This is a genomic window from Streptosporangium sp. NPDC023825 (assembly GCF_040639575.1).
Taxonomy (GTDB): Bacteria; Actinomycetota; Actinomycetes; order Streptosporangiales; family Streptosporangiaceae; genus Streptosporangium.
Map to the genome: position 1 here is coordinate 41,193 of NZ_JBFAAE010000054.1, position 22,526 is coordinate 63,718.

The 22,526-nt window shown below is 72.5% G+C and carries 21 protein-coding genes; 8 read left to right on the forward strand and 13 right to left on the reverse strand.

What is annotated here, in order from left to right:
• Positions 1-140 precede the first annotated feature (140 nt).
• Positions 141-1,217 (forward strand): methyltransferase domain-containing protein, encoded by a 1,077-nt coding sequence (locus tag AB0G15_RS33275; RefSeq protein ID WP_362847512.1) that lies wholly within the window; start codon positions 141-143, stop codon positions 1,215-1,217.
• A 41-nt stretch (positions 1,218-1,258) separates the two neighbouring features.
• On the opposite strand, the gene AB0G15_RS33280 is transcribed toward AB0G15_RS33275, so the two are convergent.
• Positions 1,259-3,478: a sigma-70 family RNA polymerase sigma factor gene (locus tag AB0G15_RS33280; RefSeq protein WP_362847567.1), complete on the reverse strand. Its 2,220-nt coding sequence runs from the start codon at positions 3,476-3,478 to the stop codon at positions 1,259-1,261.
• Between the two features lie 48 nt (positions 3,479-3,526).
• The gene (locus AB0G15_RS33285; RefSeq protein WP_362847515.1) at positions 3,527-3,868 is read right to left on the reverse strand and encodes a YciI family protein; all 342 of its coding nucleotides are present in this window, start codon (positions 3,866-3,868) and stop codon (positions 3,527-3,529) included.
• 282 nt (positions 3,869-4,150) lie between these two features.
• Between AB0G15_RS33285 and AB0G15_RS33290 the strand changes: the two genes are divergently transcribed.
• Positions 4,151-4,840: a DUF998 domain-containing protein gene (locus AB0G15_RS33290; RefSeq protein ID WP_362847518.1), complete on the forward strand. Its 690-nt coding sequence runs from the start codon at positions 4,151-4,153 to the stop codon at positions 4,838-4,840.
• A gap of 22 nt (positions 4,841-4,862) precedes the next feature.
• On the opposite strand, the gene AB0G15_RS33295 is transcribed toward AB0G15_RS33290, so the two are convergent.
• Complete coding sequence (locus AB0G15_RS33295; protein ID WP_362847521.1) at positions 4,863-5,513, reverse strand: DUF998 domain-containing protein; 651 nt, start codon at positions 5,511-5,513, stop codon at positions 4,863-4,865.
• 236 nt (positions 5,514-5,749) lie between these two features.
• Here AB0G15_RS33295 and AB0G15_RS33300 point away from each other — a divergent pair, with 236 nt between their 5' ends.
• From AB0G15_RS33300 to AB0G15_RS33315, 4 genes are all read left to right on the forward strand, one after another.
• A complete protein-coding gene (locus tag AB0G15_RS33300) occupies positions 5,750-7,045 on the forward strand; it encodes an MFS transporter (protein WP_362847524.1) in 1,296 nt (431 codons plus the stop codon).
• A 622-nt stretch (positions 7,046-7,667) separates the two neighbouring features.
• Positions 7,668-8,483: an SAM-dependent methyltransferase gene (locus tag AB0G15_RS33305; RefSeq protein ID WP_362847526.1), complete on the forward strand. Its 816-nt coding sequence runs from the start codon at positions 7,668-7,670 to the stop codon at positions 8,481-8,483.
• Positions 8,484-9,000: 517 nt separating this feature from the next.
• Positions 9,001-9,627: a gluconokinase gene (locus tag AB0G15_RS33310; protein ID WP_362847529.1), complete on the forward strand. Its 627-nt coding sequence runs from the start codon at positions 9,001-9,003 to the stop codon at positions 9,625-9,627.
• The gene (locus AB0G15_RS33315; protein WP_362847532.1) at positions 9,624-10,997 is read left to right on the forward strand and encodes a gluconate:H+ symporter; all 1,374 of its coding nucleotides are present in this window, start codon (positions 9,624-9,626) and stop codon (positions 10,995-10,997) included. Before AB0G15_RS33310 ends, AB0G15_RS33315 begins: the two co-directional genes overlap by 4 nt.
• Positions 10,998-11,093: 96 nt before the next feature.
• Here the strand turns inward: AB0G15_RS33315 and AB0G15_RS33320 are convergent, their stop codons facing one another.
• Together AB0G15_RS33320 and AB0G15_RS33325 are read right to left on the reverse strand one after the other, a co-directional pair.
• Positions 11,094-13,007: an FUSC family protein gene (locus AB0G15_RS33320; protein ID WP_362847534.1), complete on the reverse strand. Its 1,914-nt coding sequence runs from the start codon at positions 13,005-13,007 to the stop codon at positions 11,094-11,096.
• A 10-nt stretch (positions 13,008-13,017) separates the two neighbouring features.
• Positions 13,018-13,812 carry an SDR family oxidoreductase gene (locus AB0G15_RS33325; RefSeq protein ID WP_362847537.1) on the reverse strand — a complete coding sequence of 265 codons (795 nt, stop codon included), beginning with the start codon at positions 13,810-13,812 and terminating at the stop codon, positions 13,018-13,020.
• Between the two features lie 185 nt (positions 13,813-13,997).
• On the opposite strand from AB0G15_RS33325, the gene AB0G15_RS33330 reads away from it, so the two are divergent.
• Positions 13,998-14,597, forward strand: coding sequence for a class I SAM-dependent methyltransferase (locus AB0G15_RS33330; RefSeq protein WP_362847540.1), 600 nt, complete (start codon positions 13,998-14,000; stop codon positions 14,595-14,597).
• Between the two features lie 32 nt (positions 14,598-14,629).
• Here AB0G15_RS33330 and AB0G15_RS33335 read toward each other — a convergent pair whose 3' ends face one another.
• From AB0G15_RS33335 to AB0G15_RS33345, 3 genes are all read right to left on the reverse strand, one after another.
• A complete protein-coding gene (locus tag AB0G15_RS33335; RefSeq protein ID WP_362847543.1) occupies positions 14,630-15,142 on the reverse strand; it encodes a DUF4396 domain-containing protein in 513 nt (170 codons plus the stop codon).
• A gap of 290 nt (positions 15,143-15,432) precedes the next feature.
• Complete coding sequence (locus AB0G15_RS33340; protein WP_362847545.1) at positions 15,433-16,002, reverse strand: carboxymuconolactone decarboxylase family protein; 570 nt, start codon at positions 16,000-16,002, stop codon at positions 15,433-15,435.
• Positions 16,003-16,139: 137 nt separating this feature from the next.
• Positions 16,140-16,595, reverse strand: a complete 456-nt coding sequence (locus AB0G15_RS33345) for a helix-turn-helix domain-containing protein (RefSeq protein WP_362847548.1) — start codon at positions 16,593-16,595, stop codon at positions 16,140-16,142.
• Between the two features lie 148 nt (positions 16,596-16,743).
• Between AB0G15_RS33345 and AB0G15_RS33350 the strand changes: the two genes are divergently transcribed.
• Positions 16,744-17,454, forward strand: coding sequence for an SDR family oxidoreductase (locus AB0G15_RS33350; RefSeq protein WP_362847550.1), 711 nt, complete (start codon positions 16,744-16,746; stop codon positions 17,452-17,454).
• Between the two features lie 168 nt (positions 17,455-17,622).
• On the opposite strand, the gene AB0G15_RS33355 is transcribed toward AB0G15_RS33350, so the two are convergent.
• The 5 genes from AB0G15_RS33355 to AB0G15_RS33375 form a co-directional block, all read right to left on the reverse strand.
• The gene (locus AB0G15_RS33355; RefSeq protein ID WP_362847553.1) at positions 17,623-18,213 is read right to left on the reverse strand and encodes a phosphoribosylanthranilate isomerase; all 591 of its coding nucleotides are present in this window, start codon (positions 18,211-18,213) and stop codon (positions 17,623-17,625) included.
• A gap of 77 nt (positions 18,214-18,290) precedes the next feature.
• On the reverse strand, positions 18,291-19,946 hold the full coding sequence (locus tag AB0G15_RS33360; protein WP_362847556.1) for a penicillin-binding transpeptidase domain-containing protein: 1,656 nt from the start codon (positions 19,944-19,946) through the stop codon (positions 18,291-18,293).
• A 186-nt stretch (positions 19,947-20,132) separates the two neighbouring features.
• Positions 20,133-20,951 (reverse strand): PIG-L family deacetylase, encoded by an 819-nt coding sequence (locus AB0G15_RS33365; RefSeq protein ID WP_362847559.1) that lies wholly within the window; start codon positions 20,949-20,951, stop codon positions 20,133-20,135.
• Positions 20,952-21,092: 141 nt separating this feature from the next.
• Entirely contained in the window at positions 21,093-22,376 is a 1,284-nt protein-coding gene (locus AB0G15_RS33370) for a Gfo/Idh/MocA family oxidoreductase (RefSeq protein ID WP_362847562.1), read from the reverse strand.
• Positions 22,377-22,387: 11 nt separating this feature from the next.
• Positions 22,388-22,513 carry a WhiB family transcriptional regulator gene (locus tag AB0G15_RS33375; RefSeq protein ID WP_362847570.1) on the reverse strand — a complete coding sequence of 42 codons (126 nt, stop codon included), beginning with the start codon at positions 22,511-22,513 and terminating at the stop codon, positions 22,388-22,390.
• Between the last annotated feature and the right edge of the window lie 13 nt (positions 22,514-22,526).

Consider the following 22,526-nt stretch of genomic DNA (forward strand, 5'->3'; position numbering starts at 1 on the left):
CGGCGAAGCGAGGCACACCCCGTCGTCGACGACGCGGGGCGGCGTGGCGCCGTCCCGGGCTGACGTGGGAGAAGAACGATCACTATGCGCATTCGCGCGAGTTTTCTCACCGCACCGCGTCCCAGCGCCCTCGCCGTCCTGTGACGGCGGCGCGCCTGGTGGCGCGGTGCGTTCACGGGCTGGAGTCGACGGTCGCGGCCGAGATCCTCCAGCTCGGACTCGGAACGGTCACCCATCTGGGGCATCGCGAGGTCCACTTCCGCGCGTCCCGGCCGGGACCGGGAGTGCTCGGGCTGAGCACGGCGGACGACGTGTTCCTGCTCGCCGCGCAGCGGCCCGACATCGGCACGACCAAGCGTGAGCTCACCGTGCTCGCCCAGCTCGCCGGCGCCGCCGACATCGGCACGCTGATGCGGCTGCGGGAGGAGTGGGGAGGTTCCCGCGCGGTCACCGGGGTCGAGGTGTCGGCGTCGTTCCTGGGCCGGCGCACCTTCAACCGGTACGACGCCGAGGACGCCGTCGGTCAGGTCCTGGCGCGGCGGCTGGGGATCGGTTACCACTCGCGGCGGGCGGGCCTCGCTCCCCCGCCCGCGCACAGCGGGTGGCGGCTCACCCTCGACGGCACGCGGGCCACCCTCATGCTGAGGATCACCGACCGGCCGCTGCACCGGCGTGCCTACAAGCAGCGCTCCATCCCGGGGACGCTGCATCCTCCGCTGGCCGCCGCGATGGCGCGGATGGCCGACATCCATCCCGGACACACGGTCCTCGACCCCTGCTGCGGTGCCGGAACCCTGCTGATCGAGGCGGGGCTCCACCAGCCGCGGGCCCGCTTTCACGGCTTCGACCTGGCTTCGGAGTCGTTGCGGGCGGCGAAGGAGAACGCGGCGGGGCTGCCGATCTCCATCGACCAGGCCGATGCCGGCCACCTGCCGCTGCCGGGCGGCGGCATCGACCGCGTCCTGTGCAATCCCCCCTGGAACGGCCAGGTCGCCGCACGGGGCCGGCTCTCCGGTTCCTCCTCGCACTGGTGGGCGGAGCTGCGCCGGGTCCTGGCGCCCGGCGGCATGGCCGTGGTGCTGCTTCCCGACGCCGGTGACATCGCGGCCGGGATCCGGCGACGGTTCGTCCCGCTGCGCGTCCAGCGTGTCCGGATCTCCGGCGCGCAGCCCTTCCTCGTCCAGTTCGCGGCGCCCGGCGGGGAGAGGGGGTCGTAGTGCCGTGGACTCCGTCCGGCGAAAAAGCGCCGGACGGAGTCCTACCGGGTCCTGAGCTGGTCGAGGGTGTGGCCGGTGGCCCGCTTGAACAGGTACTCGGCCCGTTCGTAGGAGAGCCTGCGGCGGCCGGTCTCCGGGCACAGGTCGGCCGGTGCCGGGGGCCGGCCGGGACCGGGCCTGCGATCGGACAGGAAAAGAGGGCCCCGGCGACGGCCCGCGACGAGCCGCGGAAGGAGTTCGGCGGTACCGGAGCGCCAGTGGACCCAGCCGGATCCGGTGGCCACCTTCCCGCGCCTCCCGGCCAGGTCGAGATCCTCGACGTTGAGCGAGAGCACCGGGCCCGCTCCGGCCGCGCTCTCGTGGAGCAGCAGCCACAGGGCGCGCTCGCGCGGGGCGATGTCCGGACGCTCCCAGAGCGCCTCGACCCGCGGCCGGTCCATGGGGTGGGTGCGCCCCCGGGGCTCGGGCCTGCGCCCGAGCCCCGCGGCCAGGTCGCGGGGCACTCCACCGCCCGGACCGCCGGCCGCCGGACCCCGATCGCCGGCCGGCGGACCCTGGCCGGCGGCCCAGGCGCAGAAGGAGCGGACGGCCCCGCGGTGGCGGTTCCACGTGGCGGGGGCGGCGTCTCCCCACGCGGCGCCGAAGATCTCCGCGACCCGTGCGGCGCTCACGTCCGGCAGAGGGATGTCGTCGCCGAGGTCGCGGCGCAGCCGGTTCATGGTCTGGCGGTAGGAGCGGACGGTCGAGGCGTCCAGGTCGTCACGGGCGAGGAAGGCGGTCGCGGCCTCGGCCAGGGTGAGGACCGTCCTCGGCGTGGCCCTTCCCTGGACGGCCCCTTCCGGAGTGGCCGCCCCCGGCGCGGCCGTACCGGATCCGGCCGTCCCCGGCCCGGTCGTTCCCGGCGCGGCCGCCCCCGATCCGGCCGTCCCCGGCCCGGTCGTTACCGATCCGGCCGCCCCCGGTACGGCCTCTTTCCGCGCGGCCATGTCGGCGCAGGCCGCGGCGCGTCCCGTGAGGACTGCGCGTTCCGGCCCGTTGAGGGTGAGGGCGGCGGCCCGTTCGAACTCCCGCCGGGCCTCCTCGTGGCGGCCGAGCCTGGCCAGCAGATCACCGCGCACGCTGGACAGGCGGTGGTAGCCCTTGAACACCGGCTCGCCGACCAGCGTGTCGGCGAGCGCCAGACCCGCTTGCGGGCCGCCGGCCATGGCCAGCGCCACCGCGCGGTTGAGCTGCACGACGGGAGTGGGCAGCACCCGGGCGAGCGCCTCGTAGAGGGCGTTGATCTGCGTCCAGTCGGTCTCCTCCGCCGTACGGGCCCGCGCGTGGCACGCGGCGATGGCGGCCTGCAGCACGTACGGGCCAAAAGGCGCGGCGCACTGCCTGGCGCGCAGCAGGGCCGCGAACCCCCGGCGGATGAGCAGCTGGTCCCAGCGACCGCGGTTCTGCTCGTGCAGCGCGACGGGCTCCCCCGAAGGCCCCGTCCTGGCGGCCGCCCGGGACGCCTGGAGCTCCATCAGCGCGACCAGGCCGTGCACCTCGGCCTCGCCGGGCGCGAGTCCGGCCAGCAGACGGCCCAGGCGCAGCGCCTCCTGGCAGAGGTCCTGACGCATCCAGTCGTCGCCGGCACTCGCCGCGTACCCCTCGTTGAACACCAGGTAGACGACCCCGAGGACCGACGACAGGCGCGCCGCCCGGTCCGGGCCCTCCGGGACCTCGAACGGGATCCGGAGGGTGGCGATGGTGCGCTTGGCCCGGACGACGCGCTGCGCGACGGTCGGCTCGGGGACGAGGAACGCGCGCGCGATCTCCTCGGTGCGCAGGCCGCCGAGCAGCCGCAGCGTCAGGGCCACCCGGGACTCGGCGGGCAGCGCCGGGTGGCACGAGACGAACATCAGGCGCAGGACGTCGTCGCCCACCTCGTCGTCGAGGGCCGCGTCGATGCCGGCCTCGGCGGCTCCCGCGGCCCCGGCGGTGTCCTGCCGGACGGCGAGGTCGTGGGCGAGCTGCTCGTGCCTGAGGCCGAGCCGCTCCTCGCGGCGCAGGTGGTCGATGGCGCGGCGCTTGGCGACGGCCATGAGCCAGGCGCCCGGGTTGTCCGGGACGCCTGCCCCCGGCCACTGTTCGAGGGCGGCCAGGAGCGCGTCCTGCGCGAACTCCTCGGCCAGCCCCACATCACCTACCGTCCGGACGAGCCCGGCGACGATCCTCGCCGACTCCATCTTCCAGACCGCGTCGACCGCGCGGTGGGCGTCCCCCGACATCACGTGCTCGATCAGAGCACCCTCCGGACCGGGTACGCAAGCGTACGGTCAGCTCTCCGGGCCGAAGACCTGCTGGATGTCCCCCTCTCCGTCGCCGACGATCCTCCAGAAGCGCCGGGCCAGCTCGACGGCCTCCTCCTTCGAGCGCGCCTCAATGAGCGCGAAGCTGACGATCGCCTCCTTCGCCTCGGTGAACGGCCCGTCGGTGACGGTGATCTCGCCGCCGGAGGACGAGATGTGGGTGCCGGCCGGGTCCAGGCCGCCGGTCGCCAGCAGCACCCCCGCCTTGGTCATCTCCTCGACGAAGGCGGCCATCTCGGCGTACATCGCCTCGCTCGGGGGTGCCATGTCGTCGCTGCTCTTGGTCGTCATCAGGAACCGCATCGCCATATCTCCTTCGGGTGTCCGGGTGACCGATCCTCGCCGGTCGTCGGCTACGCGTCGAACGGACCTGCCGGAAATCGACACGCACCGCCCGACCTGGGCGGTGGCCCGATGTGACAGGGAATGCGATGTGACAGAGAATGCGCACCCGATCCACACAGTCGCAGCTCAGGGGCGTGATGGAAGGAGGCGTCGATTCCCGCCTCGCCCGTTCGACGCGTCAGCGAGGCCGGGCGAACCGGCGGACCGAGAACGGCGACGGCCACCGTCGCACCGAGAGGAAACGACATGACCGCCATCCAGCCCGGCAACGCCACCGTCCCCGTCGACGGCCCCGCCGCCACCCCTGCCGCCCCCGCGACGCGTGTCCTGCTCGCCTGCTCCGTCGCCGCCGCGCCCCTCTTCGCGGTCGTGTCGATGGCGCAGGCCTTCACCCGCGAGGGTTTCGACCTGACGCGCCACCCCCTGAGCATGCTCGCCACCGGCGACCTCGGCTGGCTCCAGATCGCCAACTTCCTGCTCAGCGGCGCCCTGACGGTCGCCGGGGCGGCCGGCCTGCGCCGCGTCATGCGCGGCACGCCCGGCGGTACGTGGGCGCCCCGGCTGATCCTGGTCAACGGCGTCATGACGGCCGCCGCCGGTGTCTTCGTGCTGGACCCGGGCGACGGGTTCCCCGCGGGCACCCCCCTGGGCCAGACGGGCACGTTGAGCTGGCACGCGTTCATGCACCTGGTCGCCGGGTCCATCGCGTTCACCGCCCTCATCGCCGCCTGCTTCGTCCTGGGCCGCCACTTCTCCCGCGCCGGTCGTCCCGGTTTCGCCGCGGCCTCGCGGTTCAGCGGCCTGGTCTTCGCCCTCGGCGACGGCTGGGCGATGTCGGGCGGGCCGGCCGGTTCCCTGACCCTGGCCGTCGGCGCGATCACCGCGATGGTGTGGATCGCCGTGGTGGCGGCGGACATGCGGGCCGCGCTCCGCTAGGCCGCACTTCACCAGGACCGCCTCAGCGAGCCGCGGCTCCCTCGCGACGCGAGGGAGCCGCGTCCGGAAGACCGCGCATCACGCGGATCGCCAGAGCCGCCACGAACGCGAACAGGACCGCCGACGCGAGCAGCAACCGCACGCTGAGGCCCTCCGGATCGGGCCACGCGGTGAGCACCAGGGCCGCCACGGCGGTCGCGAAACACGCCGCTACCCAGCCCCACCACCCGAGCGCGGCGAACCGGCGGGCGAACACCAGGCATCCCACCGTCATACCGCCGACCGCCAGCATGGGCCCGAGGCCGTGCAGGGCACCGTGCCAGCTGATCTCGGGTGCCCCGGCCGGCGCGCCCGGCGGGTACCCGGCGCCCGCGTCGGTGACGAAGACCCCGCCCACGACCAGTCCGGCCCCGAGAAGACCGACCAGCAGCGGGCCCCAGGTGCCGCCGCGGCCGGGACGCAGCGCCCGCCACAGGCCGGCGGCGCAGGCCATGTACAGCACGCCGGTCACGGTGAAGTTGGCGATCTGGACCCATCCCGGATCCCCGAGACTCAGCAGGCTGATCGGGTGACGGTTCAGGTCGTACCCCTCGCGGGTGAACGCCTGGATCAGCACCACCGCGACGAACAGCGGACCCGCGACGACGCCGCACATCAGCAGCTTGTGTTTCACGGCTCTGTCTCCTCTCCGGGCACCCCTGCGGTGCCACTCGGCGGAGACGTCGGAGCCACCGGACCCGTTCCGGACATCCACCCGCCGCCACATCGCGGGAAGCGGACATCCGCCGTACGCGCCCAGATCGCGAGAAGCGGCCATCCGCCTTACGCGCCCAGCCGGGTCCGAGGAGTGCGGCGGCGACTCCCGCGATCTGGTTTGCCACTTTCCTGAAGGTTGTGAAGGATGCACGGATGATCTCCCCCGGCCCGCCGCGGCGCCGTTCGCCGTCGTTCCTGCCCGGTGGCCTGAGCCAGCAGCTCGGCATGTGCGTCCAGGCCGGCATGATCGCCTTCTCCGTCATGAGCCTGCTGGACATCGGTTACGGCGAGATCGGCCTGCTGCAGGTGGCCGCGCTCCTGATGCCGCTACTGCTGGCCCTCCCCCTCGGCGTGCTGGTCGACCGGGTACGGCGCAGGTCGGTCCTGGTGGTGGCGGGCCTGCTGAGCGCGGGATCGCTCGCCTCCCTCGCGGTCGTCTCCTGGCTGGGGGTGGCCGGGATCCCGCACTTCGCGGCGGTCATCGCGGTACTGGCGATCGTGTGGACCGCGGGAGAGATCGCCAGGAACGCCTACGTCCCGTCCGTCGTCGGCCGTGACCGGCTGGTCCCGGTCAACGCCGCGCTGTTCTGCGTGGCGTCGATCGGCTCCCTCGCCGTTCCGCCGATGCTCGGCGACCATGCCGACGCCGTCGTGCCGGCCGTCTTGGCGGTCATGGCCGTGGCGTCCGCCGCCTCGGTGCCGCTGTTTCGCCGCCTCGACGTGCCTGAGGAGCCACCGGGGCCCCGGACGGGCTGGTGGCGCGAGGCCACCGCGGGGGTACGCTTCACCCTGACCCAGCCGGTGCTCCGGGCGATGACCGTGTACCTGGTGGGGTCGGCGCTGCTGGAACCGCTGGTCGACGAGCTGGGCCGGCGTCCGCCGCGCGGGGAGGACGGCCACGAGAACCTCGTCGCGGTCCTGTCCCTTGTGATCAAAGTCGCGCCGGCGGCCGGAGCCCTGGTGGCGGTGCTGCTGCACCGGCGCGTCGGTGCTCTCCGGCTGGCCTGGCTGGCGGTTGCGGTGACCCAGCCGTTCGTGCTCCTGCTCGCCCTGACCGGCACGGCGGGAGGCCCACTCTGGTATCTGCTCGGCGAGTTCGTTCCCTGGGCCGGGTGGACGGCCACCGCGCTGGCGCTGCTCAGCCACCGGCAGGTGATCACCCCCGGCCGGCTGCTGGGCCGTACGGGCGCCACGCTGATCCTGTTCACCGGTTTGGCGACGATCGCCGGAACGTTCGTGCAGGTGCTCATCCTCCACCTGATCCGTGCCATCCCCCTCCTCGGCGAGGCCTTCCCCACCGAGGCCGGGCCCCTGGCCGGGGCGCCGGTCCTCGTACTCTGCGTCCTCGGCGCCCTCGCCGCGGCGATCCCGCTGCGGAGGGTCGCCCGGACCGCCGGGCCCGCGCCTGCGGTGAGCGCGACGCCGGCGACGTCCCCGCGCGAGGACTGACGACGAGCCCCGCGTTCTCGCCCGGAGAGCCCCGCGTTCTCGCCCGGAGAATCGGCGTCCCGCGGGAACGGGCGGGCGGGGCGGGCTCGCGGCTCGGCCGGTGAACGGGACGGCGGCCATGACCGTCACCGGTGACCTCACCGTGATGGCCGCCGGCACGGCACGCGCTCGGCGATAAGGGCTCCCGGCCCGTAAAGCGCGCATTCGTTCCAGCGAAATCTCGCCCTGCGAGAATAATTTCCGGATGCCTGCGACGTCGTATGTTCCGTTCCAATATCCCGCCGCCTTCACCGCGAGAAGAACGGGTCGCGAAGCGGGCTCGCGCAGAGCGCTCCCCGAAGGAGGGCGGACGCCGGGAGGAGGCGGGCACGGATAGCGGAACGCGGAGATGAGAGACGGGCGTGCCCGTGCCGCGGCGACAGGATCCCCTCCTGGATCGCCGCCTTTCCCGCGCCCCGGAGAGTATCGGGGCCCGCCGCTCCTCACCATGTGAAATGGCAGCCGCACATGGGTTTCGCGATGACCGTGGACGCGCAGTTGATTTGCCCCGAACATCACGTTTGTGATCAACTACTTCCCATCCCATTCGATGCGAATAACCTCATGAACGGATCCCGCCCCCATGAGTACCTCTCGCGAATCTGACTGGCAGCCCGCGGAACTCGATGTCGACCGGCCGCATTCGGCGCGCATCTGGAACTACTGGCTGGGCGGGAAGGACAACTACCCCGCCGACCGCGAGGCCGGGGACATGGTCGAGGGACTCATCCCCGGCATCGTCGACTCGGCCCGCGCCGACCGGGCGTTCCTCGGCCGCTGCATCGAGCACCTCGTCGCCGACGCCGGAATCCGCCAGTTCCTCGACATCGGCACGGGCCTGCCCACCGCCGACAACACGCACGAGGTGACGCAGCGGATCGCCCCGGAGTCCCGGGTCGTCTACGTCGACAACGACCCGCTGGTCCTGATCCACGCCCGCGCCCTGCTCGTCAGCAGCCCCGAGGGCGCCACCACCTACATCGACGCCGACCTGCGCGACCCCCATCACATCCTGCGGGCGGCGGCGGAGACCCTCGACTTCGACAAGCCCGTCGCGCTGATGCTGCTGGGGATCCTGCACCACATCACCGACGACGACGAGGCCAGGAAGGTCGTACAGGAGCTGGTCGACGCCGTCGCGCCGGGCAGCTACCTGGTGATCGCGCACGCCACCGCCGAGGTGCACGGCGACGCCATGCACGAGGCGATGCGGCGGTTCATGGAGCGGGGCGGCACCCCGATCGTGGCCCGCGACCGTGGCCACCTCGCCTCGTTCTTCGACGGCCTGGAACTCCTGGAGCCCGGCGTGGTCTCCTGCTCGAGGTGGCGCCCGGAACACTCCCCGTGGGGCGAGCCCGCGGAGGTGTCCCAGTTCTGCGGCGTCGCCCGCAAACCCTGACGTCGCCTCTCCCGAGGGCGGCCATCCGCTCCCTCGCCGAAGGCTCCGCCGGGCCCGCCCGGGCCCGGCGGACGGTCCCGGGATCGGGGGCCGGGAGAGTTCCCGCCCCCCGCGTACGGCCACGATGACGCAGGCGCGGCCACGATCCCTCGCGCACGGCCACGATGACGCCGGCGCGGCCACGGTGGCCGACCGGCCCGGCGCCCGCGGGGCGCGGATCGTCGTCCCGGACGCCCTCGAGCGCCCCCGCATGCTCCCGGTCGGGTGCCGGTCCTCCCCGGTCCCGGCACCCGACCGGCGACGACGTCACCCGACGCGACCAGCGCGCCGAGTTTGTTCAGGGTTTATTCAGGGCGCTCCGGTGCAGTCTCATAGTCGTCCGTCGTCGTCCCCCGGTGACTGAACACCCAAAACAGGGATATAACAGCACAAAACCTGGTTTATCACTGTTAATCCTGGGTCGCAGATCGCCGATCCAGTCAGGCCGTCGTGAAGATCGACATGGGAGGCCGTCTCCATGAACCCCGCTCAGGATCCCGCCGCACCGTCCTCCGGCGCCGCGCTGCTCGTCGTCATGGGGGTGACCGGTTCCGGCAAGACCACCGTGGGGGCCGCCCTCAGCCAGCGGTTACGAGTGCCGTTCGCCGACGCCGACGACTTCCACAGCGAGGCCAACATCGCCAAGATGTCGGACGGGATCCCCCTCGACGACGAGGACCGGCTGCCCTGGCTGCGCGCGATCGGCGCCTGGCTCGCCGGCCACGCCGCCACCGGCGGCGTGGCGAGCTGCTCGGCGCTCAAACGGGGCTACCGTGACATCCTGCGCGAGGCCGCGCCGACGGTGACCTTCGTCCATCTCCACGGCGACATGGACGCCGTACGCCGGAGAGTGGCCGGCCGCCCGGGGCACTTCATGCCCGCCTCGCTGGTCGAGTCGCAGTTCAAGACCCTGGAGCCCCTGGAGCCCGACGAGCGGGGGATCGTCCTCGACTTCGCCATGCCCGTCGACGAGCTCGTGGACGCCTACCTCACCACGACGGCCCAGGCACGGCCGAACCCGTCCCTCGCCGGCCCCGCCGCTCCGGCCGCGCCCGAGAACCGTGACACGGGCAAGGACGCCGGCGAGGCCGGGAGCACGAGGTGAGCCCCCTCCTGACCGCGCTCGCCGAGCCCGCCGCCACCGCCCCCGGCAGGCTCATCCCGGCAGCGCTCGTCGGCATCGCGCTGATCGTCGTACTGATCACGTACTTCAAGCTGCACCCCTTCCTGAGCCTGACCCTCGGCTCGCTGGCGGTCGGAGCCGTCGCGGGCCTGGCGATGACCGACACCATCGCCGCCTTCACCGACGGGTTCGGCAGCACCGCGGCCGGTGTCGGCACGCTCATCGCGCTCGGCGCGATGTTCGGCAAGCTGCTCGCCGACTCCGGCGGGGCCGACGAGATCGTGGACACGATCGTCGGCCGGTCCAGCCCCCGCTCCCTGCCCTGGGCGATGGCCGCGGTGGGCGCGCTGATCGGCCTGCCGATGTTCTTCGAGATCGGCCTCGTCCTGCTGATGCCGGTCATCTTCCTGGTCTCGCGCCGCTCCGGCGTCTCCCTGATCCGGGTGGGCATCCCCGCGCTCGCGGGGCTTTCCGTGATGCACGGGCTCGTCCCTCCCCACCCGGGTCCGCTGGTCGCCATCGACGCGCTCAAGGCCGATCTCGGCATCACGCTGGGCCTGGGCGTGCTCGTCGCCATCCCGACGGTCGCCGTCGCCGGACCGCTGTTCGCCAAGTACGCGGCCCGCTGGGTGGACGTGCCGGCACCGGAGCTCTACGAGACCCGGCCCCCGGCGGAGGACACCCGGCGGCCGTCGTTCGGCGTCACCCTCGCCACCGTGCTGCTGCCTGTCGTGCTGATGATGGGCAAGGCCCTCGCCGACATCCTTCTCGCCGAGGGCAACGTCCTGCGCACCGTGCTCGACTTCCTCGGTACGCCGCTGGTGGCGCTGCTCATCGCCGTCATCGTGGCGATGTTCACCCTGGGCCTCGGCGCCGGCATGGACAGGAAGGGGATCGCGAAGTCCCTGGAGCAGTCGCTGCCGCCGATCGCGGGCATCCTGCTGATCGTGGCCGCCGGCGGCGGTTTCAAGCAGACGCTGATCGACACCGGGATCGGCGACCTCATCGCCACGTGGGTGGAGAACAGCGGCCTGTCGGTGCTGCTGCTCGCCTGGCTGGTCGCCGTGCTCATCCGGCTGGCCACCGGCTCGGCGACCGTCGCGACCGTCACGGCCTCGGGGATCCTGGCCCCGCTGGTCGCCAACCTCAGCGTCGGGGAGACCTCGCTGCTCGTGCTCGCCATCGGCGCGGGCTCGCTGTTCTTCTCCCACGTCAACGACGCGGGCTTCTGGCTGGTCAAGGAGTACTTCGGGCTCACCGTGGGCCAGAACATCAAGACCTGGTCGGTGATGGAGACGATCATCTCGGTGACCGGCCTGGTGTTCGTCCTGATCCTGAGCCTGTTCCTGTGATCTCGCGGCCCTCGCTCCTGGGATCCCGCGGCCGGTTCCCGCGGACCTCGTGATCCCGCGGCCGGTTCCCGCGGACCTCGCGCGACACGGTGCCGGTCAGCCCGGACGGTCACCCGACACCGTGTCGCGCAGGCCTCGGACGGCGGAGTGGACCGGCTCCAGCGACTCCTCGACGCAGATCCCGGGATCGCCGGGGTCGCGTCCCTCGCGGATGTCCCCGGCGATGTCCTCCAGGCTGCCCGCCAGCGCCCGTACGGCCGCCTCCGACGGCGGCGGCACGCCGCGCTCGGCGCACGCGACGATGACGACGATCGCGTCGGCCACCTGCTCCAGCGCGGCCATCGCCGGCATCCAGGTGGTGACGCGCCGGCTGATCACGGAGGGTTCTGCCAGGGCCCGCTGGAAGACCGTCCGCAGGTCACCCAGGGCGTCGTACACCCCGCGGCGCAGCCGCGCCCTGCCGGTGTGTTCCGTGTCGAACGCGTGCCGCAGGTAGTTCGCGGTGGCCGCCACCGCGTCGGCGAGCCTCGGCCCGACCGGCGCCTCCCAGCTCGCCGGCCACGGCAGGTATCCCAGCACCAGGACGATCACGCATCCGATCAGCGTGTCCAGCATCCGGACCCTGCCCAGGTCGGGGCCTCCCCGGGTCAGCAGGTCCACCAGGAGCAGGACCAGCGGCGCCTGGAAGGTCGACATCAGCCCCCAGTTGCGTTGCAGGCCGTACGGCATGAGCGCCGCGCACACGGCGATGGGAACCAGGAGCAGCGGGCCGTACGGCACCAGGACGAGCATGAGCGTGCCGATCAGCGCGCCCACGAAGGTGCCGAGCGCGCGCTGCACGGCACGCGCGAACACCGACCCGAAGTCGGGCTTGAGCACCAGCGCGACGGTCAGCATCATCCAGTAGGACCGTTCGAACCAGCCGGACGCGCTGAACGCGGCGGCGACGCCCATGCAGAGGGCGAGCCGGACCGTGTAGACGCGGACGAGATGGCCCCGCCACATCTGCTCCACGACGGCCAGGATCCGGGAGCGGTAGCCGACCGGTTCGTAGGGCAGCTGGTCCGCCGCGACGTCGCCGCCGGACACCAGCTCGGCGGCCCCCCGCACGGCGAAGTAGAGAGCACGCGCGGCGGGCGAGCCGGGTTCGCAGGGCGGCATCCGGGGCGCGGGCCCACCGGCGAGCGACCCGGCGACGGCCCTGACGGCGGACACGGCCTCGGCGAGCGGCTCGCGTCCCTCGTAGCGCAGCGAGAGCAGCGCGTTGCGGATCAGCGAGGCCTGGTTCAGCAGGGCGACCAGACGGGTGCGGCCGGGATCCAGCCCCGCCGCCGGGGAACGGGCGCCGAGCACGACGTCGTAGCCGCGCTTGATGGTGGTGTTGAACTCCGCCAGCGCGGGGGCGTCGCGATCGGAGAGCAGCCGGTCGAGGGCCTGGTAGACCTCGATCACGGCGGCCCGCTCCGGTGCCCGGGGATGGAAGGGCCAGTCGGCGGCCACCAGCACGATCACCCACAGCACGCCCAGCAGGAACGCGAGCGCGTTCGCCTCCGACGCCCCCGGCAGCCCTATGCCGCTGGCGATCGCCGTCATCACCAGCAGCTGCAGCCCGGCGGCCGAGCCCGTGGCCCCGCTCGTGCTGATGAGCGCGGACACCACCGAGACGGCCACCACGACCGGCACGATCCACCAGCCGTGGCCGTGGACCGCGGACCCGACGAGATACCCCAGCGCCCCGGCGACACCGGCCGCGCCCATCAGGACGATCCTGGCCCGGTACGGGCCGCCCCGGTCGGCCATGCCGGCGTTCATCGCGCCCAGGGCCGGCAGCAGACCGGCCGTGACGTCACCGGTGGCGAGCCCCAGCAGGAGCGGAAAGGTCACCGCCACGGCCATGCGCAGCATCGGCCACCACTGGAGCGGCGCGGGCGCGAGCCTGACCGTCTCGACCAGCCAGCCGGGCGCGGCGTCGGTCAGCCGGTCGGCGGCCCGCCGGAAGAGCGGCGGCATCGCTCGCCGCTCAGGGGACGATGGCGTCGACGTATCCCCCGTCGACGCGCAGGGCGCCGCCCGTGGTGGCGGAGGCCTGCGGCGAGCTGAGGTAGACGACCATGTTGGCGATCTCCTCCGGCTCGATCAGCCGCTGCAGGAGCGACTGCGGGCGGTGCTCGCGCATGAAGGCGCGCTGGGCCTCCTCCCAGGGCAGGTCCCGGTCGACGAGCCCGTAGACGAAGTCCTCCACGCCGCCGGTGTGGGTGGGGCCGGCGATGACGGAGTTGACGGTGACGCCGCTGCCCGCGGCCTTCTTGGCGAAGCCGCGCGAGACGGCCAGCAGGGCGGTCTTGGACATGCCGTACTGGATCATCTCGATGGGGGTGACGATCGCGGAGTCGCTGGCGATGTACTGGACGCGACCCCAGGAGCGCGCCGTCATCCCCGGCAGGTAGGCGCGGGTGAGGCGGACCGCCGCCAGGACGTTCACCTCGAAGTAGCGGCGCCACTCGTCGTCGGTGATCTCCAGGGCGTCCTTCGACTCGAAGATCCCGAGGTTGTTGACCAGGATGTCGACGTCCGGCAGGAGGTCCACGGCGCGATCCGCGCCCTCCTCGGTGGCGAGGTCGGCGGCGAGCGGGACGACCTGCGCGCCGGGGACCTCCGCGCGCAGCGCGTCGGCGGCGGCCTCGACCTTGTCGGGTTTGCGGCCGTTGACGGCGACCGTCGCGCCGGCCCGCGCGAGGCCGGTGGCGATGGCCGCCCCGATGCCCTGGGTGGATCCGGAGACCAGCGCCGTCCTGCCGGTGAGATCGATATGCATGCGTCACGTCCTTGGAGCCCGGCGTGCGGCCGCCCGCCGGTGCGGGCGGGCACTGCACGACCTGGCGATATGTCGTCCAGCCGATCCGGTGTTCGTTCCCGTGTCCGCCGGGGCGGAACATGCGGACGGTGATCGTTCTCGCGAAACAGCTACGAACAACACTGATTTTTCCTGATAATGCCCTCATGTCGCTGTCAGGCACTGCGGCGTACCGCAGCGAAACCGGCCTCCCCCCGCTCGTGGCCCGCGCGGTCGCGGCGGCCGAACGGCACGGGTTCGCGTTCTCCTGTCTCCCCGAGCAGGGCCGCCTGCTGCGCGCCCTCGCGGGCGGCGCCACCCGCCGGATCGCCGAGACGGGAACGGGGTACGGGGTGGGCCTGGCCTGGCTCGCCACCGGCGCGCGGCCGGGCGTCGAGATGATCGGTGTCGAGCGGGACGGGCACCGGGCGAGGAGCGCCGCCGAGATCTTCGCCGGCACCCCGGGGATCCGCGTCCTGCACGCCGACTGGACCGAGGTGTACGCTCACGGCCCCTACGACCTCCTGGTGCTGGACGGAGGCGGCCAGGGCAAGGACGGCGAGGCCGCCGCCGACCCCGAGCGGCTGCTCAACCCCGGTGGCGTGCTGGTCGTCGACGACTTCACGCCGTCGGCCGCCTGGCCGCCCGAGCATCTCGGGCGGCCCGACTCCGCCCGTGTCCACTGGCTGGAGCATCCGGCGCTCCGCGCCGTCGACATCCCGCTGTCCGGGAACCTCAGCACCGTCGTCGGGGTCCGCCGCCCCTGATCCGTCGGATCCAGCGGTGTTTCAGCGGCGTTTCAGCGGTGATAGGCGTGGACGACGGCGTGTCCCCTGCCCCGGCCGATGATCCACTTGTTGACGGGTGTGGTGACCAGGAAGGCCACCAGGAGGGCGAAGGCGAGGGCGCCCCAGAAGAGACCGGAGGTCAGCCCCGCGTCCATGGCGCCGGGGACGGCGATCATCACCCCGTTGTCGACGATCTCCATGACGAGGATGGACAGGGTGTCGGCCGCCAGCGCCAGCCGCAGGGCCTTGCGCCAGTCGACGCCGGCCCTGCGCAACCCGACCAGGGTGAGCGCGTAGCCGAAGAAGAAGGCCAGCGCGACGGCCAGGACGATGGTGGGCGCGTCCGGCCATCCCAGAGCCGTGCCGACCACCATGCCGAGCACCTCACCGATGGCGCACCCGGTGAGGCAGTGCAGGGTCGCCGACGCGGCCACCCGCCAAGTCGCCTTCCGGGGGTGGTGGCCGGATCCGTGGTGATCCTCGCCGTCCGGACGGCTCGCGTGCCGCACCGGTTCGGACATCATGGCCTCCTCCTTCACCTATCGATACCTGTCGATACCTGTCGATCTCCGGCAGACGCCTCAATCTATACCTACGGGGGGTATCTGACAACGGCCGGAGGTCCTGGAGGGAAACCCGCGACGGGATCCGGCTCGGCGCCGCCGGGCATGACGTCCCCGGCGAGCATGGCCGCCGGGCGCCCGGAAACAACCGGCAGGCCTTCCGGATCCGCGAGCCGCAGGGACGCCGGGACGCCGGGACTAACGGTCAGCCGGCCGGAGACCCCGGAGCGTGGAACGACGGCGCGAACCGGTCAGGCCCCGCCCGTCTCACCGTCCCAGGCGAAGGCGTGGAACGGCGGGTCGAGAGGGGCGTCGATCAGGCGGTTGGCGAAGGCCGAGATCGTGTACGCGCCGATCCCGAGGACGACCTCCAGGGCGTTGCGCGGGCTGTGGCCCGCGTCGAGGAACGCCCGCGTCTCCTCGTCGCCGACCGCGCCGCGGTGGTCCATGACGGCGAGGGTGAACGACCGCAACGCCTCCGACCGGGCGTCCGGGAGGGGCGTGCCGGCCCGGAGCGCCTCGACGAGCTCGGACGGGGCCTGCAGCCGGGCCAGCGTGGCGGTGTGCATCGCCACGCTGACATGACAGCCGTTGCGCGCGGCGACCGTCATGACGACGATCTCGCGGTCGACCGGATCGAGGGAGCTCTGGTCGAAGGCGGCACTCGCCGCCAGGAACCCCTCGAGCAACTGCGGGGAGGTGGCCATCCGGCCGACCGCCGTGGGGACGTGGCCGAACTTCCGCAGCACACCCTCGATGGTGGGGCGGGCGTCGGGCGGAGCGCTCTCGGCGGTGTGCGTGACGAAGACGGCATGGGACATGGGGGCCTTCTCTCTCGTTCTCCGGGTCCGCGGAACGCGGGCTCCGCGATCGCGCGTCGAGGCGATATCGTCAATGAGGTTGTCTATATAGTAAACGTGGTTGACGACTTCGGCAACGCCGGATCCCGGAGGGCCGCTCAGGTGCCGAGGAAGACCAGGTCGACGTCCTCCCGGGGGACGGGCGTGCCCTCGTCGTCGACGAACGTGACGCGCACGGTACGCCCGGTGGACCGGCTGCGGCTCCACATCGAGGGGCCCTCCTCATGAGGCCGGTTGACGTCGCCCCACTGCTGGAGCGAGGCGAGCACCGTCACCAGCTCCTGGCCGGCCGGGGTCAGATGGTAGCTGTGACGAACCCTGGCCCCCGGCTCCCGATAGGGGCGGCGCTCCATGACGCCGGCCTCGACCAGCGCGTTCAGCCGGCTGGTGAGCAGGTCGGAGGCGATGCCCAGGGAGTCGCGGAAGTCGGCGAACCGGGTCAGGCCGGCGAGGGCGTCCCGGACGATCAGCAGCGTCCACCGCTCGCCAAGCACCTGCAAACTCCGGGCGACGGAGCAGCGCGGTTCGGGTACGCAATCTGTCTTCGTGGGCATGATTGCAGTCTACGCGAGGTTGGGTTTTCCAATCCAGGGTGCTAGATTGGATAAACCAACCCAGACGTCGGAGAATCCTCCAGGTGACCCCGTGGCGTGGAAACCGTCTCGCGGCGTCCTCACCCATACATCCACGGCAAGGAAAATCATGCAGATCAAAGGCTCTGTGGCCCTCGTCACCGGCAGCAATCGCGGACTCGGCGAGCGGTTCGTCCAGGCGCTGCTCGAACGCGGCGCGTCGAAGGTCTACGCCGCCGCGCGCAATCCCGGCACGATCACCACGCCCGGCGTGGTGCCCATCGCGCTGGACGTCACCGACCCGGCGGCCGTACGCGCGGCGGCCGACCTGGCACCGGACGTCACCCTGCTCGTCAACAACGCCGGAAGTTCCACCAAGGCGGGGCTCCTCGACGGGGAGCTCGACTCCTTCCGGCTCGAGATGGAGACCCACTACTTCGGCACGCTCGCCATGAGCCGGGCCTTCGCCCCCGTCCTCGCCCGCAACGGCGGCGGGGCCATCCTCAACGTCCTGTCCGTGCTGTCCTGGGTCGCGCTCCCCAGCAGCGCGGCCTACTCCGCGGCCAAGTCGGCGGCCTGGTCCCTGACCAACGCGCTGCGCCTGCAGCTCGCCGAGCAGAAGACCCTGGTCACCGCCCTGCACGTCGGATACATGGAAACCGACATGGCCGCGCACGTCGACGGGCCCAAGATCGACCCCTCGGTCGTCGCCCGCGCCGCCCTCGACGGCGTGGAGGCCGGACGGTACGAGGTCCTCGCCGACGAGGCCAGCACGCGCGTCAAGGCCGCGCTCTCCAGCGACCCCACCGCGCTCTACCCGAAGCTGACCGGGAACCACTGAACGGCACCGGCTCCCCCGGACGGCTCAGGGGCCCGTCCGGTGGACGTCCGGGCGACCTCACCGCGCTCCACCCGCGATTGGCCGGGACCCTCTGAACGGCACCGGCTCCCCCGGACCGCTCTGGGGGAGCCGGTGCCGTGGACATGGTGACGAGACCGGCCGCGGCGCTCAGCCGCCGCGGGCGGCGGTGACGAAGTCCCTGATGAGACCGGGGTCCTTCACCCCGGGCGCGACCTCCACCCCGCTCGACACGTCGACCCCCCAGGGCCGGGCGGCGGCGATCGCCCGGGACACGTTCGACGGGTCCAGCCCACCGGCCAGCATCCAGCGGCCCTCCGGGCGCCCGCGCACGGCCGCCCAGTCCCACGGCTCCCCCGAGCCCGGCCTGGGCGCGTCGACGATGAGCAGGTCCTCGTCGAGGGCGCCGCAGCGCAGGTCGGTGCTCGCGGCCCCGGCACGGACCAGCGTGACCCCGAGGTCCTTCAGCGCGGTGAAGTCCTCGTGCGGATGGTCGCCGTGCAGCTGGACGGCACGCAGCCCCGCCTCCAGCGTGGCCGCCCTGACCTCCTCGGACGGCTCACCGGCGAACACCCCCACGGTCAGCACGTGCGGGGGGATCGCCGAGGCCAGCTCCCGCGCCCGCGCGGGGGTGACCCTCCGCGAGCTCCTGGTGAGGACGAACCCGATGGCGTCGGCTCCCGCCTCGACGGCGGCCGTCACATGTCCGGGCTCGCGCAGCCCGCAGATCTTCACGTACACCCTGTGTACGGTAGCCCGTTCCCCGTACCCGGAACGCCGGGAGCGCGGCAGAGACCGGCAGAGACCGGCAGAGTGCGTCAGAGGGCGTTCAGGAACCTCGCGGCGATCGGCGCCGCGACCTTGCCCCCGGCGCCGCCGTGCCGGACGAACACCGCGAAGGCCAGGGAACCCCGGTAGCCGATGAACCAGGCGTGGTCCCCGCCGCCCTCGACCTCGGCGGTGCCGGTCTTGCCGGCGGTGTCCGGCGGGAGCCCGGCCTGGGAGGCCGTTCCCTGGGTGACCACGGCGCCCATCATCGTCCGCAGGCTCGCGGCCACCCCCTCGTCCAGCGGCACCGGGGCGGGCGAGTCCGCGGGAGGCTCCTCGGTCATGATGGCGGGTTTCCAGACGCCGCTCGCGACCGCGGCGGCGACCTCGGCCATGCAGAGCGGGCTGGCCTGCACCGAGTTCTGGCCGATGGCGTCGGACCCCAGCTGGTCCGGGTTTCCGTACGGCCGGATCCGGCAGGAGCTCAGCCCCGGCTTCTCCCGGAAGCCGAACCGGTCGGCCGCCTCCGCGCGCAGCCGGTCGTCGCGCAGCCGCTCGTACGTCTGCTGGGCGAAGGTGGTGTTGCAGGAGAGCGCGAAGGCCGTGGTGAAGGGCACGTTGCCGTGGTCGATGCCGTCGGAGTCGCTGAAGCTCCTGCCGTTCGGGATGGTGTAGCCGGCCGGGCAGGCGACCTGCGAGTCCGGGGTCAGGCCGCCGCGGAGCAGCGCGGCGGCGGTCACCACCTTGAACGTCGAGCCGGGCGGGTAGAGGCCGTTGAACGCCGCCTTGCCGCCCAGCGTGTCCGCCACCGCGCGCACCTGGGCCGTCTGGACGTCCACGGCCACGATCGCGGCGGGCTGCCCGACACCGTCCAGGGCACGGGCCGCGGCGGCCTGCACGGGCTGGGAGATCGTGGTCCTCGTCCCCGAGGCCTGCCGGGGAGGGGAGGCCAGCAGCACCCGGCCGGAGGGCTCCTCCTCCAGCTTCAGGTCGACCGCCGTGTCACTCAGCCCGCTGAAGTAGTGACCCGCCCTGCTGTCGCGGGGGAACGGCACCCCCTCGCGGGTCAGCGTGGCCGGGCTCCGCACCTCGGTCTCCTTCAGCCGCAGGCTCCCGCCGTCCTTGAGCGAGGGGTGCATCGTCTCGGGGGTCCAGCGCACCTTCCACACCCCGAACCGCAACTCCAGGCGCAGGAAGGAGTCGAACGGCCAGTCGCCCAGCCCGGTGACCTTCCGTACCCCGCTGAAGGGCATCTCGGCCAGCTCCTCCCCGCGGTGGCGCAGCTCGCCGGGGGTGAGCGAGAGCGAGGAGACCCGCAGGTCGGCGTCGAACCCGCGGTGCCGGACGCCGAAGTCGGCCGGGGGGTCGACGACCATACCCGTCATGCCGGCGAAGTCGCCGTTCTGCCAGGCGGTCAGGTAGTTCGTCGCGGTCGCCTCGGGACCGGCCTGCGGGGTCGGCGTGACCGGGGTCAGCGTGACCAGGTTCGGCGGCGGCGAGACGGGCACGGGGCTGGGCGCCTCCCCGGCTCTCGCCACGGTCGCCCTGGCCGTCGGGACACCGGAGTCGTCGGAGTCACCGGCCGGCGCGGGGCGCGGCGAGGGCGAGGCAACCACCTCCCCCGGGGCGGCCACCACCCCGTACACGCCGAAGACGACGATCGCGGTCGCGGAGAAGATCAGCGCGAGGAGCCTTCGATCACGCATAACCGTTTACTCCCCCGGGTTTGCAGAGTTGCATACCAGAGAAAAGATCGTAAAGGCGGCGGGAAGCGTTTAACCAGGTTTTTCCCGACTTCGGTATGACACCGTAGCCCTCGGCGGGTCCCGCCCCGCGGAGACCGCCCTTCCCGGGAGCCGTCCCCGCCGGAGGCGGCCCCCGGGCGCGTCTTTCTAGCGGAGACCGTCGAAGAGGTCGTCCTCGTGGTCGGCCGCGGCGGGAACGCGGTTGACGTGGCGGATGAAGGTCTCCTGCTCGAACACCCGGTGCTGGGCCTCGGCGGGCATGCGCAGGAAGAAGATGCTGTCTCCCTGGCTCGCGTGCGCCTCCAGCGCCTTGAGCTTGCGCTCCACCTGAGCGGACACGTCGACCACGGTGGTGATCTGCTCCTCGGGGACGCCGAAGTCGTCGGAAGGCTCGAAGTCCTCCGGGGCGTCACCGGTCGAGCGGAGATACTCGAACATCTCGGCCATCCGCTCGCGGGACACGGCCGTGTAGTAGAGCTTGTCGGGAATGCCGCTCGCCTCGGCCGCGGCCACCGCGATCCGGTGGGCCTGGATGTGGTCGGGGTGACCGTAGCCGCCGTTCTCGTCGTAGGTCACGACGACCTGCGGGCGGTAGCGCTCCATCAGCGCGACGAGCCGCCCGACGGCCTGCTCGAAGGGCGCGTTGGCGAAGGAACCGGGCGCCTCGTTGGCGGCCCAGCCGACCATGCCCGAGTCGTGGTAGCCGAGCAGCTCCACGTGGGAGATCCCCAAGTGGGTCGCCGACTCGCGGAGCTCCTCCAGCCGCAGCGCTCTCACCGCCGCCTCGTCGTGGCCGGGCTCCCCCGGCTTCACCCCGCCGGGACCGTCGCCCTGCTCGCCGTTCGTGCAGGTGACCAGGACGGTCCGGACGCCCTCGTCCGCGTACCTGGCGAGGATCCCGCCGGTGCTGATCACCTCGTCGTCGGGATGGGCGTGAACGGCCATCAACGTCAATTCTCTGTCCATAGATTTCCACCCGTTTTCGAAAAAAGTCCTGCGGACCGGCCCACTCTACGGCGACCGCCGAAGCGCCGAGAGCGGCAGGTCGTCCGCCGCGACGGGTGGGAGTCCTCGTCGAAAAGGCCGGGTCCCCGTCGGGTGCCGGGGTCAGCCCGCGTACCGGGTGCCGTCCCCCTCCAGGAGGACGGGCAGGCCGCTCGCGGCGGACAGGTTGGCCGAGACCCCGACCATCACGCTCGCGACACCCGCGCGGTGCCCCGCCTGGCGGCCCAGGGGGTCCTCGCCCGCGCCGCGGAAGACGTCGTCCAGCATGAGGGCGTCGCCGCCGCCGTGGCCGCCCGCGCCGGAGGAGACGGCGATCTCCTCGGGCTCGCTCCAGTGCCGGTGCAGGACGAGCCGCTCGGAGGCGCCGGGAGCGTGCGCCTTGTCGGCGGCGGTCGGGTCGATCGCGGCCCGCGGCGGGGTCCAGGCGCGTTCGACGACCTCCAGCTCCAGCCGTCCGGCGGTGCCGTTCACGGCCACCCGGTAGCCCTCGAAGGGGCCGTGGGCGTTGAGGGAGTAGGTGAGCATCGCCCCGCGGGAGTACCCGACGAGGACGGCCATGTTGTCCTCGATGGTCACGCCGTCGTCGAACACGTCCTGGTCGCGGAGGTAGCCGTCCTCGTGCTCGGCGTCCAGGTAGAGGCGCTTGAGCCGGGGGTCGGCGGAGATGTCGAGGAGGTAGGGGTCGGTGCCGAGTCCCGGCGCGCCGTGGGCGCGCCCCGGGCGGTCGCGCAGGCCGCGGGCGCGGGCGTTGTCGGCTCCGTAGAACCGCAGTGCCGACCGGGCGTAGACGGAGCGGGCGGTGTCGGCCAGCCACCAGTTGACCAGGTCGAAGTGGTGGGTGGACTTGTGCACCAGCAGGCCGCCGGAGTTGGCCTTGTCGCGGTGCCAGCGGCGGAAGTAGTCGGCTCCGTGGATGGTGTCCAGCACCCACTCGAAGTGGACGGAGGTGACGTCGCCGATCGCCCCGTCGGCGAGCAGCCGGCGAACGGCGCTGTTGCGCGGCGAGTAGCGGTAGTTGAAGGTGACGACGAGCCGGCCGGTGCTCCGCTCGGCGGCCTCGGTGATGGCCGCGCAGTCCTCGGCGGTGGTGCACAGCGGCTTCTCCACGATGACGTCCTTGCCCGCCTCCAGCGCGGCGACGACGTAACGGGCGTGGGTGGCGTCGACGGTGGCGACCACGACGGCGTCCGCGAGCTGGAGCATCTTGTCGAACTCGTGCGGCGCGAAGCACGGGACGTCGCGTCCGATCCGGTCGAGGTAGTAGCCGATCCGGGTGCGGTTGACGTCGCAGAGGGCGACGATCTCACCGGTGTCGGCCCACTCGCCGAGCAGCGCGTCGATGTACAGCTGTACCCGGTGGCCGAGCCCGACGAAGGCGTATCGCATCAAGGACTCCATCAAAAAAAGTGGTGAGAGCGGGAGTGCCGTACGGCTCGGCGCGACTCCTTCAGCACCGGGCACCGCTCGCAGACCGCCTTCGCCCGTGCCTCGTGCTCGGCCGACTGCGTCAGCGGGAAGAACAGCTCGGGGTCGCTC